Origin of the sequence: Microbacterium sp. Leaf288, assembly GCF_001422925.1 — a bacterium.
In the GTDB taxonomy this organism is placed as follows: Bacteria; Actinomycetota; Actinomycetes; order Actinomycetales; family Microbacteriaceae; genus Microbacterium.
The window spans coordinates 13,947-27,976 of the sequence record NZ_LMNI01000012.1 but is presented as its reverse complement, the minus strand read 5'-3'; the positions used below and the strand labels follow the sequence as shown (position 1 = coordinate 27,976).

The following is a 14,030-nucleotide window of genomic DNA, read 5'->3' as shown; positions in this document are numbered from 1 at the left end:
GTGCAGGAAGTCGGCGCTCGAAGCGTCTGACGGGTGGAGTGGATCTTCCTCCGCCCGCGATACGACTGTGTGTCGCGGTGGTCCAGCCCATATACCCAAGGAGTTCCGCATCAGCGATCCCCGCACCAACGACCGCATCCGCGTCCCCGAGGTCCGCCTCGTCGGACCCGCGGGTGAGCAGGTCGGCGTCGTCCGCATCGAGGTGGCGCTGCGCCTGGCCCAGGAGGCCGACCTCGATCTCGTCGAGGTGGCCCCGAACTCGAAGCCGCCCGTGGTCAAGATCATGGACTACGGCAAGTTCAAGTACGAGGCTGCGCAGAAGGCCAAGGAAGCGCGTCGCAATCAGGCGAACACCGTCCTCAAGGAGGTCCGGTTCCGCCTGAAGATCGAGGCCCACGACTACATCACCAAGCTCAAGCGCGCCGAGGGCTTCCTCCAGTCCGGCGACAAGGTCAAGGCGATGATCCTGTTCCGCGGTCGCGAGCAGTCGCGTCCCGAGCAGGGCGTGCGCCTGCTCCGCAAGTTCGCGGAAGACGTCGCCGAGTTCGGCACGGTCGAATCGAACCCCACGATCGACGGCCGCAACATGGTGATGGTGGTCGCACCGCACAAGAACAAGTCCGAGGTGAAGACCGAGCAGAACGCTCAGCGCGCCGCGAACAAGGAAGCTGCCCGCTCTGCCCGCACCGGTGGCGCGACGCAGGCCGGCGCCCCGGCAGAAGCCCCTGAGGCCGACGCCCCGACCGCCGCCCCTGAGGCAGCTCCGGCCGAGTAAGGCCCCACAGACTCCCGCACCGCGGGATACCGACTCCCGCCTGGGCGGGAAGTGAAACGAAGGAAGAAGAGATGCCGAAGCAGAAGACCCACTCGGGCGCCAAGAAGCGCTTCAAGGTCACTGGCAGCGGGAAGCTCATGAAGCAGCAGGCGAACCTCCGCCACAACTTCGAGGGCAAGTCCAGCCGCCGTACCCGCCGCCTGTCGCAGGAGCAGGTCCTCGCCCCGGGCGACGCCAAGGTCGCGAAGAAGCTCCTCGGCCGCTGACGCGCGCCGACGCAAGTTAGGAACATCAAGAAATGGCTAGAGTCAAGCGGGCCGTCAACGCCCACAAGAAGCGTCGCGTCATCCTCGAGCGCGCCTCGGGTTACCGTGGCCAGCGTTCGCGCCTGTACCGCAAGGCGAAGGAGCAGGTCACCCACTCGCTCGTCTACGCATACCGCGACCGTCGCAAGCGCAAGGGCGACTTCCGCCGCCTGTGGATCCAGCGCATCAACGCGGCTGCCCGTCAGAACGGCATCACGTACAACCGCTTCATCCAGGGCCTCGGCCTCGCGGGTGTGCAGGTCGACCGCCGTATGCTCGCCGAGCTCGCGGTGAACGAGCCCAAGACGTTCGCGTCGCTCGTCCAGACCGCCAAGAAGGCGCTGCCCGAGAACGTCAACGCTCCCAAGAGCGCCTGACCTCGGCATCCGTTGTCTCGAAAGGGGCGTCCTCCTCACGGAGGGCGCCCCTTTCGCATGCTCACGCGGCGGCAGGCGGCGAGAAACTCGTGCCGCAGACGGGTCCCCACGCCCTCTCCAGGCGCCGCTGGCGCGCCGTCCGGAGTCTCGGGGCGCGTGGGCCCAGCCGCGACTCTAGACTGATCCCGTGCTCGAGAACCCTCGCTCTCCGCGTGTCCGCGCCGTCGCGAAGCTGACGAAGCGGAGCGCCCGCCAGGAGACCGGCCTCTTCCTGCTGGAGGGTCCGCAAGCCGCCCGCGAGGCGCTGGCGTACCGGCCCGACACCCTCGTCGAGATCTTCGCCACGCCCACCGCGCTCGAGAAGCACACCGACGTGCGCGACGCCGCGAAGGACGCCGGACTCGAGGTCGTCTACACGACCGAGGCCGTGCTGGACGCGATGGCCGACACGGTGACCCCGCAGGGGATCGTGGCTGTCGCGCGCCAGTCGCCGACGTCGGTGCGCGAGATCTTCGCCGCCTCGCCGCGCCTCGTCGCGATCTGCGAGGAGGTCCGCGACCCGGGCAACCTCGGCACGATCATCCGTGCGGCCGACGCCGCCGGCGCGGACGCCGTCATCCTCACCGGCCGCACCGTGGACCCCTACAACCCGAAGGTCGTGCGCGCTACCACCGGCTCGCTCTTCCACGTTCCGGTCGCGGTCGGCGTCGATCTCTCGACGGCGGTCGAGAAGGCGCACACGGCGGGTGTGCGCGTGATCGCGGCGGACGTCGGCGGAGGGGACTTCCTCGAGTCCCGGGACGTGCTCGCGGGGCCTACGGCGTGGCTGTTCGGAAACGAGGCCCGCGGCCTCGAGGAGGATGCCCTGGCGCTCGCCGACTTGTCACTCCGCCTGCCCATCTACGGCGCGGCCGAGTCGCTGAACCTGGCCACCGCGGCCAGCGTCTGCCTGTACGAGACCGCCTTCGCGCAGCGCGCGGCACGCTGAGCCGTTACGGTTCCGACCCTGTTACGGAACGGTAAAGGCTCGATCGAGCCTCTGGCCGAGTGTCGTGACTCGCCCCTAGTGTGAGGGAATGGCGACACCTGATGCCCCGGCGCCGGCGCCCCGGACTTCGAACATCAACGTCCGTCGCGGTGAGCCGCTCGTCGTCGTCGACCACGTCGACAAGCACTTCGGCGATCTCCACGTCCTGAAGGACATCAACACCGTGGTGAACCGCGGCGAGGTCGTCGTGGTCATCGGCCCATCCGGATCCGGCAAGTCCACGCTGTGCCGCGCGATCAACCGGCTCGAGACGATCGACTCCGGCAGGATCACGATCGACGGGGTGCCCCTCCCGGAAGAGGGCAAGGCGCTCGCCCATCTGCGCGCCGATGTCGGCATGGTGTTCCAGTCCTTCAATCTGTTCGCCCACAAGACGGTGCTCGAGAACGTCACCCTCGGGCCGATCCGCGTGCGGGGACTGAAGAAGAAGGATGCCGACCAGAAGGCGATGCAGCTGCTCGACCGCGTCGGCGTGGCCAACCAGGCGAAGAAGATGCCGAACCAGCTATCGGGCGGGCAGCAGCAGCGCGTCGCGATCGCCCGATCACTGGCGATGAACCCGAAGCTCATCCTCATGGACGAGCCGACGAGCGCGCTCGACCCCGAGATGATCAACGAGGTCCTCGACGTCATGATCGGCCTCGCATCCGATGGCATGACGATGATCGTCGTCACCCACGAGATGGGCTTCGCGCGCAAGGCGGCCGATCGCGTGCTCTTCATGGCCGACGGCGCGATCGTCGAGGAGGCGACGCCCGACGAGTTCTTCACGAATCCGCAGAGCGAGAGGGCGAAGGACTTCCTGTCCAAGATCCTCGAGCACTGAGACACACTCCCGTCCGCCTCCCCACGCGGGTCGGGATCCGAGAGGACCGTCACGAGCGGTCCGTTCACAGCAAAGGACGAAGACATGAAGCGAATGCGACTTCCGCTCATCGCGCTGGCGGCCGCCGGCGCGCTGGCGCTGTCGGCGTGCGCCTCCGGCGGCACGCCGGCCGGCGAGGAGACGACAGCCCCTGAGCCCGCCCCCACCTTCGAGGCCGGGACGACGATGGCCGAGCTCGCAGAGGCGGGCACGATCACGATCGGCACGAAGTTCGACCAGCCGCTGTTCGGACTCAACGGTCCCAACGGGCCGGAGGGCTTCGACGTCGAGATCGGCAAGATCATCGCGTCCGAGCTCGGCATCGCCGAGGAGGACATCGAGTGGAAGGAGGCCGTGTCGGCCAACCGCGAGCCGTTCATCCAGAACGGTGAGGTCGACATCGTCGTGGCCACGTACACGATCAACGACAAGCGCAAGGAGGTCGTCTCCTTCGCCGGACCCTATTACATGGCGGGTCAATCGATCCTGGTGCTCGCTGACAACGACGACATCAAGAGCGAGGACGACCTCGTCGGCCAGCCGGTCTGCTCGGTGACGGGTTCGACTCCGGCGGCGAAGCTCGCCGAGATCGGCGCCGAGCCGGTTCTCACCGACACGTACTCGAACTGCCTCGAGCCGCTGCGCAGCGGCGCCGTCGTCGCAGTGTCGACCGACAACGTGATCCTCGCGGGCCTCGCGGCCCAGAACGAGGGCGAGTTCAAGGTCGTCGGCGAGCCGTTCACCGAGGAGCCCTACGGTATCGGCCTCGCCCTCGAAGACACCGACTTCCGCATGTGGATCAACGACGTGCTGGAGAAGGCGTACGAGGACGGTCGCTACGAAGAGGCGTGGAACGCGACGGCCGGAACGGTGCTGCCGTTCGTCGAGCCGCCGACACCCGACCGCTACTGATCGAAGACGGATGCCTCGGGTCGGCCGTACGCGTCGACCCGAGGCATCCGATCCCCGGATCCCGTTCCCGAAAAGAGGCGCATGGAGCAGCTCTGGTCGCTGATGCCGACCTTCCTCGAAGGCTTCCGCGTGACGCTCATCCTGCTCGCGGTGTCGGGCGTGAGCGCGCTCGTGCTGGGCACGCTCATCGCGGCGATGCGCATCTCTCCGGTCGGGGCGCTGCGCGTCTTCGCCGCGTTCTGGACCGAGATCGCGCGGAACACCCCGCTGACGCTGGTCTTCATCTTCACGGCGTTCGTGATGCCCATGCTCGGCGTCCGGCTGCCGTACCTCATCCTCGCGTTCATCGCGCTGACGTACTACACATCGCCCTTCGTGGCAGAGGCGCTGCGATCGGGGATCAACGGCGTCCCCGTCGGGCAGGCCGAGGCCGCCCGAAGCATCGGTCTCGGGTTCGGGCAGACGGTCTCGCTCGTCGTCCTCCCGCAGGCCTTCCGCATGACCATCCCGCCGCTCATCAACGTGTTCATCGCCCTCACCAAGAACACGTCGGTGGCCGGCGGATTCTTCGTGGTCGAGCTGTTCGCGACGACGCGTCAGCTCGCCAACGACAACGGGAACATCGTGATCCAGATCCTGCTGACCGCGGCCGCCCTCTATCTCGTGATCACGGTGCCGCTCGGCTTCCTGGCCGGGCAGCTCGAGAAGCGTTGGGTGGTGCGGCGATGACCGGCGCGAGCGTTCTGTTCGATGCCCCGGGCCCTCGGGCGCGACGGCTGTCACTCATCTTCTCGATCGTCGCGGGGCTGCTGATCCTCGGCGCGGCGGTGTGGGTCATCATGACCCTCGCCGCCCCGCGCACATCCGGCGGCATCAACCTCCCCGGCATGTTCGACGGGTCGCGGTGGAACATCTTCACCGATCCCGCGGTGTGGGGCTTCATCGCCGAGGGCATCGTGGCGACGCTGCAGGCGGCTGCGGTGGCCGCAGTGGGCGCGATCGCGCTCGGCATCCTGCTCTCGCTGCTGCGCAGCTCGCTCATCCCGTGGGTGCGCATCCCGACGGCGTGGGTCATCGAATTCTTCCGCGGCATGCCGGTCCTGTTGATGATGCTGTTCATCCTCCTCGTCGCTTCCACGGGAGCCTTCTGGGCCGTCGTCATCGCGCTCATCCTCTACAACGGCACACTGATCGGCGAGATCCTGCGCGCCGGCCTTGCCGCGCTGCCGAAGGGCCAGCGCGAGGCGGCCCTCAGCGTGGGCATGCGCGAGTTCCAGTCGAAGATGCTCGTGGAGTTCCCCCAGGCGTTCCGGCAGATGCTGCCGATCATCGTCGCGCAGCTGGTCGTGCTACTGAAGGACACGTCACTCGGCTACATCGTCGGCTACAACGAGATCATCCGGAACAACATCAACAACCTGGGCAGCTTCTACGGCAACCGCTACCTGTTCTCGCTGTTCGTCGTCACGCTCGCGATCTACCTGACGATCAACCTGCTGCTGTCGTGGTTCGCGCGTTGGCTCGCACGCCGCACGGCCAGTGGCGGCCGCAAGGGCGGTCGCGGCAGGTTCGTCGAGGACCCCACGAACCCCGCGACCCTCCTGCACGTCGAGGCGAAGGCGGACACCGCCTCCGAAGGGCCGGACGCGCGGTAGCGGAACGGGCGCACGACCGGACCGCGCATCCACCGTCGGTAGACTCGTCTCTCGTGTCCGACGCTCCCGAAACCACCGAGATCACGCCTGAGGCGGTGAACGCCGCCGTCGACGCCGCCCTCGAGGCCATCGCGGCCGCAGGCGACACCGCAGCGCTCAAGGCCGCGCGCTCCGCGCACTCCGCGGAGGGCTCGCCGCTGGCGAAGCTCAACGCGCGGCTGCGCGATGTGCCGAACGACAAGAAGGCCGAGTTCGGCAAGCTCGTCGGTCAGGCCCGCGGCCGGGTGAACCAGGCGTTCGCCGCCCGCGAGGAGGAGCTCGCCGCGGCCGAGACCGCCGCGAAGCTCGAGGCGGAGCGCGTCGACATCACGGCGCTCGCGGCGCGCGCGCGCGTCGGGGCGCGGCATCCGATCTCCCTCCTGCAGGAGCAGATCGCCGACATCTTCGTCGGGATGGGCTGGGAGATCGCAGAGGGTCCCGAGCTCGAGCACGAGTGGTTCAACTTCGACGCGCTCAACTTCGACGTCGACCACCCTGCGCGCCAGATGCAGGACACGTTCTTCGTCGACCCGGTGGAGCGTCACCTCGTCATGCGCACGCACACGAGCCCCGTGCAGGTGCGCTCGATGCTCGAGCGCGACCTGCCGCTGTACGTCCTGTGCCCCGGGCGCGTGTACCGCACCGATGAGTTCGACGCGACCCACCTGCCCGTTTTCACCCAGTTCGAGGGCATCGTCGTCGACAAGGGCATCACGATGGCGCACCTCAAGGGCACGCTCGACCACGCCGCCAAGGTGCTGTTCGGCGCCGAGGCGAAGACGCGCTTCCGCGCGAACTTCTTCCCGTTCACCGAGCCGTCGGCCGAGCTCGACCTGTGGCACCCCACCTTCAAGGGCGGTGCCCGATGGATCGAGTGGGGCGGCTGCGGAATGATCAACCCGAACGTGCTGCGCGCGGCGGGGATCGACCCGGAGGAGTACTCGGGCTTCGCGTTCGGCATGGGCATCGAGCGGACCCTCATGTTCCGCAGCGACGTCCAGGACATGCGCGACATGGCCGAGGGCGATGTCCGCTTCAGCGAGCAGTTCGGAATGGTGGTCTGATGCGCGTCCCGCTCTCATGGCTTCGTGAGTACGTCGACGTCCCCGCGGATGCCGCGCCCGAGGACGTCCTCGCGGCGCTCGTGCGCGTCGGTTTCGAAGAGGAGGACGTCCACCGCTTCGAGCTGCAGGGTCCGATCGTCGTGGGTGAGGTCCTCGAGTTCGTCGAGGAGCCGCAGTCCAACGGCAAGACGATCCGCTGGTGCCAGGTGCGCGTCGCGCCCGACGGTGAGACCGCCGCGGACGGCGGCGACGCGGTGCACGGCGTCGTGTGCGGTGCCCGCAACTTCTTCGTCGGCGACAAGGTCGTCGTGACCCTTCCCGGCGCGGTGCTCCCCGGCCCGTTCCCGATCGCCGCGCGCAAGACCTACGGCCACGTGTCGGACGGCATGATCGCCTCCGCCCGCGAACTGGGGCTCGGCGACGAGCACAACGGCATCCTCCGGCTCGTCGAACTCGGCATCGACGCACCCGTCGGCACGGATGCGATCTCCCTGCTCGGCCTCGACGACGTCGCGGTCGAGATCAACGTCACGCCCGACCGCGGCTATGCGCTGTCGATCCGCGGTGTCGCGCGTGAGTACTCGCACTCCACCGGTGCCGCGTTCCGCGACCCGGCAGATCGCACGTGGGAGGACGTCGCGCCGGGCGCCGGCTTCCCCGTGAGCGCCGACGACCTCGCCCCGATCCGCGGCCGCGCGGGCGTGACCGAGTTCGTGGCCCGGGTCGTGCGCGACGTCGACCCCACGAAGCCGACCCCCGCGTGGATGATCTCGCGCCTGTCTCTCGCGGGCATCCGGTCGCTCGGCATCCTCATCGACATCACCAACTACGTGATGCTCGAGCTCGGCCAGCCGATCCACGGCTACGACCTCGACAAGCTCCAGGGCGGCATCACCGTGCGCCGTGCGACGCCCGGCGAGAAGCTCGAGACGCTCGACGGCAAGGTCCGCACGCTCGACCCCGAAGACCTGCTCATCACCGACGACTCGGGACCGATCGGCCTCGCCGGCGTCATGGGCGGCGGCACCACCGAGATGGGCGAAGCGACCCGCAACGTGCTCATCGAGGCCGCGACGTTCGACACCGTGTCGATCGCGCGCACCGCCCGACGGCACAAGCTGCCGAGCGAGGCATCCCGCCGCTTCGAGCGCGGCGTCGACCCTCTCGTGCCCTTCGTCGCCGCCCGTCGCGTGGCCGACCTCATGGTCGAGTACGCCGGCGGCACCAGCGACGACGCGTACGGCGCTGCCCTGTTCGCCGAGGTGTTCATCCCCGGCATCGAGCTGCCGCCGACGTTCGTGCAGCGCCTCATCGGCGTCGACTACACGCCGGGCCAGATCGAGGCAGCGCTGCGGCTCATCGGCTGCGAGGTCGTCGGCGCCGAGGGCAGCGAAGGATGGCAGGTCATCCCGCCGTCGTGGCGCCCGGACCTCACCGACAAGTGGACGCTCGCCGAGGAGGTCGCCCGCATCGAGGGGTATGACCGCATCCCGTCGGTGCTGCCCCTTCCGCCGTCGGGCCGTGGTCTCACCGCCGCGCAGCAGGGCCGACGTCGCGTCGCGAACGCGCTCGCCGCTGCGGGCTTCGTCGAGACGCCGTCGTTCGGGTTCACCACCGAGGAGCAGAACGACCTCCACGGCTCTGCGTCGGGAGATCACCTGCCCAGCGTCAAGCTGGCCAACCCGCTCGACGGGCAGGCGCCGTTCCTGCGCCGCTCGCTCGTGCCCGGCCTCCTCCAGGTCGCGCACCGCAACGTGTCGCGCGGCTTCACCGACCTGTCGCTCTTCGAGACCGGCGTCGTCTTCCTCCCGACGGCCGGCGTGCAGTACGGAACGTCGTTCGTACCGCCGCTGGCCGTGCGACCGGATGCCGCGACCCTCGCCGAGCTCGACGCCTCGATCCCGCCGCAGCACCGCCACGTCGCCGTGCTGCTCGCAGGCAGCCTCGTCGCCAAGCAGCCCGGCATCGCGCCGGTGACCGCGGATCTCGCCGACGCGCTCGATGCGGTCCGCACGATCGCCGCCGCCGCGGGCGTCACGATCGATGTCGCTCAGGGTCAGCGCGCCGCGCTGCACCCGGGCCGCACCGGCGTGCTCTCCGTCGACGGCGCCGAGGTCGGCTACGTCGGCGAGCTGCTGCCGGCGGTGGCCGAGGCATCCGATCTTCCGGGGCGCGTCATCGTCGCGGAGCTCGATCTCGACCTCGTCCTCTCGCTTGCGGGGGACAAGGTCGTCGCCGCTTCGCTGTCGGGCTTCCCGGCCGCGACGCAGGACGTGTCGCTCGTGCTCGGCGCCGACGTCCCGGCCGCCGAGGTGCGCGGAGCGCTCGTCTCGGGCGCCGGCGACCTCCTCGAGTCGGTGCGCCTGGTCGACGACTATCGCGGGCAGGGCGTTCCCGAGGGCGAGAAGAGCCTCACCTTCGCGCTCCGATTCCGCGCCCCTGACCGCACGCTCACGGCCGCCGAGGCGACCGAGGCGAAGCTCGCGGGGGTGGCCGTCGCGACCGAGCGTTTCGGGGCGACACTGCGCGAGTAGCATCCGTATCGGAGGTGGCCCCATGCCCGAGGTGATCACGGTGCCGCTCGCCGGCGGCGAGGTCATCGACGCCTACGTCGCTCGCCCCACCGACGACCCGATCGGCGGCCTCGTGCTCATCCACGAGATCTGGGGCCTGGTCGGCCACATCACCGACGTGGCCGACCGCTTCGCCGCCGAAGGGTGGCTGGTCGCCGCGCCCGACATCCTGACCCATGGCGGCGTCGCCCCCGCGCTCGGTGAGGAGCTCTTCGCGCTGGTGAACAGCGACGACGAGGAGGCCCGCATCGCGGCGCAGCCGCGTATGCGCGAGGCGTTGTCGGGAATGCGCGCGCCCGAGTACGCCGGCTGGGCGGTCGCCGCGCTCCGCGCCGTGGTCGACTGGCTCGCCGAGCAGCCCGGGGTCGACGACCGGATCGCCGCGACCGGCTTCTGCTTCGGCGGGACGTACTCGTTCCTGCTCGCCGCGCACGACGACCGCGTGCGTGCCGTCGCACCGTTCTACGGCACGGCGCCGTCGGCGGACCGCATCGCCGACATCTCCGCGCCGGTCCTGGCGATATACGGGCAGCACGACCCCGCGCTCATCGACGCGCTCCCGGCGGTGACCGAGGCCATGGCCGAGGCGGGCGTCGACTTCACGGCCGTGGTGTACCCCGACTCGGCCCATGCGTTCTTCAACGACACCGGCCGTCGGTACAACCGGACCGACGCGGCCGACGCCTGGGAGCGCGTGACGGCCTTCCTCCGCAGCCGCGTCTGACGTTCTGCCGTCGGCGGAGAAGGGATGCCTCGACCCGGCCCGTCTGGTTGGGTGGAGCCATGACCGACGTACTGGTGCTGGGCGGGACGGGCTGGCTGAGCGGGCGGATCGCCGAGCGGTGGGCGGATGCCGGAGCCGCCGTCACCTGCCTCGCCCGAGGGGGACGCGATGCGCCGTACGGGACGACGCTCGTCGTCGCCGACCGCAACGACCCGGACGCGTACGACGAGGTCGCCCGGCGCGAGTGGGACGAGGTCGTCGACGTGTCGTCGAACCCGGTGCACGTCGCCGCCGCGGTCGTGGCGCTGGGGGAGCGCGCGCGGCACTGGACGTACATCTCTACAGTGTCCGTGTACGCCTCCGACGACGTGCCGGGCGCCGACGAGACCGCCGAGCTGCTGACGCCCGCCGGCCCCGACGAGGACGAGGACTACGGTCGCGCGAAGGTGCGGGCCGAGGCATCCGTCCGCTCCACCCTCGGGTTCCGCGCGGCGATCGTGCGTCCGGGGCTCATCGTGGGGCCCGGTGACCCGACCGACCGGTTCGGATACTGGGTGGGCCGCTTCGCTCTCGCCGGATCGGACGACGTGCTCGTGCCCGACACCGCCGACCGCGGCGCACAGGTGATCGATGTCGACGACCTCGCGGAGTTCGTGCGGGCCGTCGGCCGCGAGCGTTGGACGGGTGTGGTGAACGCCGTCGGCGATCCGGTCGCCCTCGACCGGCTCTTCGCGGACGCGCGTGAGGTCGCCGGGCACACCGGCGCGCTCGCCGCGGCCGACGACGAGTGGCTCGTGGCGCACGAGGTCGCCTACTGGATGGGTGCGCGGTCGCTGCCGCTCTGGCTGCCGGCCGACATGCCGGGGTTCTGGACCCGCTCGAACGCCGCCTACCACCTGCTCGGCGGCCGCCTCCGTCCGTTGCGCGAGACCCTGGACCGCGCGCTCGCCGACGAGCGCGCCCGGGGCCTCGGCCGCGATCGTCGGGCCGGGCTGACCCGGCCCGACGAACTGGCGCTGCTCGGCGAGCTTCAGCGGTAGCGGCGCCCCTCGTCGCGGCGGTACAGCCACACCGCCAAGGCGCCCAGCACCAGCGTCCACGCGAGGATCCCGACCACCGCCCACAGCGGCGCGCTCTGGCCGAGGGCGGCGGCGATGACGATCTCACGGGCCTCGCGAACCCACAGGAACTTCGAGGCGAGGTCGAGCCACTCGGGGAACAGGATCGGGGGGAGGAACAGTCCGCCGCCGAACGCGAGGAGGAACATCGCCACCTGGGTGATGGCGATCGCGGCCTTGGGCCCGGCGGTCGTGCCGATGATCGTCCCGAGCAGTGCCGAGGGCACGGCCGTGAGGATCGCGAGCCCGATGGCCGCGAACAGCTCCCCGGGCTGGACGGCGGCCGAGGTGAAGATGCCGCCGACGATCAGGAGCGGGATCATCGCGAGGATCGAGATGATGAGAGTCGCCGACATGAGGCCGATGAGGCGCGCCGCCGGCGAGCCCGGGAGCGTGCGCAGATACGGCCACCAGGGCTTCGAGCGCTGCTCGGCCATGTCGAGGCCGATACTGAACAGGCTCGCCGACATGAAGGCGAACACGACCATCGATGCGATGGCGGCCGTCGCGAAATCAGGTTCGTCGACGACCATGCGCTGCGGCAGGACGAACAGGCAGAACGCGAGCGTCGGGAAGATGAGGGATCCGATCACGGCGATCGGCACGCGCATGGTCTCCAGCAGGTTGTACTTCGTGTGGACCGCGGCGAGCGTGAGCGTGGACATCAGACCATCGCTCCCTTCGTGATCGTGAGGAAGGCCTCTTCGAGGGATGCACCGCGCACCGTCAGGTCGGTGAACGGGGCGCCGGACGCGACGAGCGCCCGGATGAGCGCGTCGGAGTCCGAGACGACGGCGGTCACGACGCCGTCGTCCGGGTCCGTGGTGACGGTCGCGTCGGGATCGAGCGCGAGGACGTCTTCGGCAGTGACCCCGCGCAGCGTCACCCGTCGGCGGGCGACACCCGCGACCACGGCGGCGAGTGTGTCGTCGGCCCGCACCGCGCCGTGGTCGATGACGACGACGCGCTCGGCCAGCTGCTCGATCTCCTCGAGGTGATGGCTCGTCACCACGACGGCGGTGCCTTCGCGATGGCGGGTGCGCACGGCATCCCAGAGGGTACGCCGGGCGTCGACATCGAGACCGGTGGTGGGCTCGTCGAGGAGGACGAGCTCGGGGTCGCCGACGAAGGCGAGGGCGACCGCCACGCGACGCTGCTGGCCTCCCGAGAGCGCCCCGCACTGCTTCGCCAGGAGCGGCTCGAGGTCGAACTCCGCGATGACGCGATCCACCGGCCCCGGGGAAGGGTAGTGGGATGCGACGAACCGCAGGACCTCCCGCACCTTGAGCGCCTCCGGCAGCGCGGTGGCCTGCGGCGTGGATCCGAGGCGGGAGCGACTCGCCGGCGTCCGCGGATCGCCGTCGAAGAGGCGCACGACGCCGGATGTCGGCAGCCGCAGCCCCTCGATGAGGGAGAGGAAGGTCGTCTTGCCGGCCCCGTTGGGGCCGAGGAGGCCGACGCACTCGCCGGCGTGGATGTCGAGCGTGACACCGTCGAGGGCGACGGTGTCGCCGAAGCGCCGTGTGAGGGCTTCGGTGTGGACGACTGCGGTCATGCGGACCCTCCGAGGAGTGCGAGCAACTGCGAGCGGTAGGAGCGGAACGCTCCGCGCCCGGCATGGGTCAACGTGATCTCGGTGACGGGCTTGCGGCCGGCGAACGACTTCGCGACCTCGACGTAGCCGGCATCCGACAGCTTGGCGAGATGTGTGGTGAGGTTGCCCGCGGTCATGCCCAGGAGCTTCTGCAGCGCGGGGAAGGTGATCGTGTCGCCGTCCTCGAGCACCTCGGCCAGCGTCGTCATGATCCTCAGGCGTGCCGGCGCGTGGATGACGGGGTCGAGTTCGTTCATGACCGCTCCGCGGCACTGGGTGCGACCGGCCCCCAGTACATGAGCGCGGCCACGATGAGCATCGCGACGGGGCCGGCGATCGCGTAGACGAGGAAGTGGGTCGGCGCGCCGAAGAAGAGCCCGATCACGGCGATCACGATGAGCAAGCCGCCCAGGATGTACATCGGCACCGCGCGCCAAAGGGCGCCGCCCGACAGATAGAGCACGCCCACCAGGAAGATGTAGAGGCTCGGGTACAGCAGCTGCGAGAGCTCCTGCGAGAGGCCGTTGCTCTGCAGCCCCGAGATCAGCGCCCATGCCGCCACCATCACGATCGTCCAGGAGCACCCGTACAAGGCGCCCTGCAGCTGGCTGCGCCCGCGGATCCCGTCGCTGCCCGCGCGGATGCCGACGACAGCGGACCACACGATCGCGATGACGAGGGCACCCGCGAAGATCCACCAGCCGACAGCGGTGGGGAGGAGGTCGACGCCTCCGACCCCGCGGGTCAGCCAGAGTGCGGCGAACCCGACGCCCCAGGCGATCGCCCAGAGCACCAGCAGCCCGGCGTAGCGACCCGTGATGTGACGGACGGCCTCACGACGTGTCGTGTCGATGAGGTCGAGCATCTCTCGCGGATCGTTCGCGGCATCGAGTTTCTCGTTCATACAAAGTAGTTTGCAGCGCAAAGTACTTTGCGTCAAGGGCCAACATGACGAGCGCGATTTGCGGATGCCTCGACCCG

The 14,030-nt window shown here is 69.7% G+C and carries 16 protein-coding genes; 12 read left to right on the top strand and 4 right to left on the bottom strand.

From position 1 onward, the window contains the following. Positions 1-67: 67 nt before the first annotated feature. From infC to ASF40_RS13690, 12 genes are all read left to right on the top strand, one after another. Positions 68-775, top strand: coding sequence for a translation initiation factor IF-3 (gene infC, locus ASF40_RS13745; protein ID WP_082497073.1), 708 nt, complete (start codon positions 68-70; stop codon positions 773-775). A gap of 71 nt (positions 776-846) precedes the next feature. Beyond that, positions 847-1,041, top strand: a complete 195-nt coding sequence (gene rpmI / locus ASF40_RS13740) for a 50S ribosomal protein L35 (protein WP_018172232.1) — start codon at positions 847-849, stop codon at positions 1,039-1,041. A gap of 32 nt (positions 1,042-1,073) precedes the next feature. Then, a complete protein-coding gene (gene rplT / locus ASF40_RS13735; RefSeq protein WP_045297244.1) occupies positions 1,074-1,457 on the top strand; it encodes a 50S ribosomal protein L20 in 384 nt (127 codons plus the stop codon). A gap of 187 nt (positions 1,458-1,644) precedes the next feature. Then, complete coding sequence (locus tag ASF40_RS13730; protein ID WP_056370045.1) at positions 1,645-2,445, top strand: TrmH family RNA methyltransferase; 801 nt, start codon at positions 1,645-1,647, stop codon at positions 2,443-2,445. Between the two features lie 88 nt (positions 2,446-2,533). Beyond that, on the top strand, positions 2,534-3,331 hold the full coding sequence (locus ASF40_RS13725; protein WP_056370043.1) for an amino acid ABC transporter ATP-binding protein: 798 nt from the start codon (positions 2,534-2,536) through the stop codon (positions 3,329-3,331). Positions 3,332-3,415: 84 nt separating this feature from the next. Beyond that, complete coding sequence (locus ASF40_RS13720) at positions 3,416-4,282, top strand: glutamate ABC transporter substrate-binding protein (RefSeq protein ID WP_056370039.1); 867 nt, start codon at positions 3,416-3,418, stop codon at positions 4,280-4,282. 81 nt (positions 4,283-4,363) lie between these two features. After that, complete coding sequence (locus ASF40_RS13715; protein ID WP_056370037.1) at positions 4,364-5,011, top strand: amino acid ABC transporter permease; 648 nt, start codon at positions 4,364-4,366, stop codon at positions 5,009-5,011. Beyond that, positions 5,008-5,937 carry an ABC transporter permease subunit gene (locus tag ASF40_RS13710; protein ID WP_056370035.1) on the top strand — a complete coding sequence of 310 codons (930 nt, stop codon included), beginning with the start codon at positions 5,008-5,010 and terminating at the stop codon, positions 5,935-5,937. Before ASF40_RS13715 ends, ASF40_RS13710 begins: the two co-directional genes overlap by 4 nt. A gap of 53 nt (positions 5,938-5,990) precedes the next feature. Beyond that, positions 5,991-7,040 (top strand): phenylalanine--tRNA ligase subunit alpha, encoded by a 1,050-nt coding sequence (gene pheS, locus ASF40_RS13705; protein ID WP_056370033.1) that lies wholly within the window; start codon positions 5,991-5,993, stop codon positions 7,038-7,040. Continuing rightward, complete coding sequence (gene pheT, locus ASF40_RS13700) at positions 7,040-9,574, top strand: phenylalanine--tRNA ligase subunit beta (protein ID WP_056370032.1); 2,535 nt, start codon at positions 7,040-7,042, stop codon at positions 9,572-9,574. The genes pheS and pheT overlap by 1 nt, the downstream gene beginning before the upstream one ends. Before the next feature lie 22 nt (positions 9,575-9,596). Beyond that, the gene (locus ASF40_RS13695) at positions 9,597-10,337 is read left to right on the top strand and encodes a dienelactone hydrolase family protein (protein WP_056370030.1); all 741 of its coding nucleotides are present in this window, start codon (positions 9,597-9,599) and stop codon (positions 10,335-10,337) included. A 59-nt stretch (positions 10,338-10,396) separates the two neighbouring features. Then, positions 10,397-11,377: an NAD-dependent epimerase/dehydratase family protein gene (locus ASF40_RS13690; RefSeq protein WP_056370028.1), complete on the top strand. Its 981-nt coding sequence runs from the start codon at positions 10,397-10,399 to the stop codon at positions 11,375-11,377. Here ASF40_RS13690 and ASF40_RS13685 read toward each other — a convergent pair. Genes ASF40_RS13685 through ASF40_RS13670 form a run of 4 tightly spaced genes read right to left on the bottom strand, consistent with a single transcriptional unit; the run spans position 11,368 to position 13,953 of the window. Further along, positions 11,368-12,120, bottom strand: coding sequence for an ABC transporter permease (locus tag ASF40_RS13685; RefSeq protein WP_056370026.1), 753 nt, complete (start codon positions 12,118-12,120; stop codon positions 11,368-11,370). The two genes, ASF40_RS13690 and ASF40_RS13685, sit on opposite strands and share 10 nt — an antisense overlap. Beyond that, on the bottom strand, positions 12,120-13,010 hold the full coding sequence (locus ASF40_RS13680; protein WP_056370024.1) for an ABC transporter ATP-binding protein: 891 nt from the start codon (positions 13,008-13,010) through the stop codon (positions 12,120-12,122). Before ASF40_RS13680 ends, ASF40_RS13685 begins: the two co-directional genes overlap by 1 nt. Continuing rightward, positions 13,007-13,306: a transcriptional regulator gene (locus ASF40_RS13675; RefSeq protein ID WP_056370022.1), complete on the bottom strand. Its 300-nt coding sequence runs from the start codon at positions 13,304-13,306 to the stop codon at positions 13,007-13,009. The genes ASF40_RS13680 and ASF40_RS13675 overlap by 4 nt, the downstream gene beginning before the upstream one ends. Next, positions 13,303-13,953 (bottom strand): hypothetical protein, encoded by a 651-nt coding sequence (locus ASF40_RS13670; RefSeq protein ID WP_056370020.1) that lies wholly within the window; start codon positions 13,951-13,953, stop codon positions 13,303-13,305. The genes ASF40_RS13675 and ASF40_RS13670 overlap by 4 nt, the downstream gene beginning before the upstream one ends. Positions 13,954-14,030: the final 77 nt, after the last annotated feature.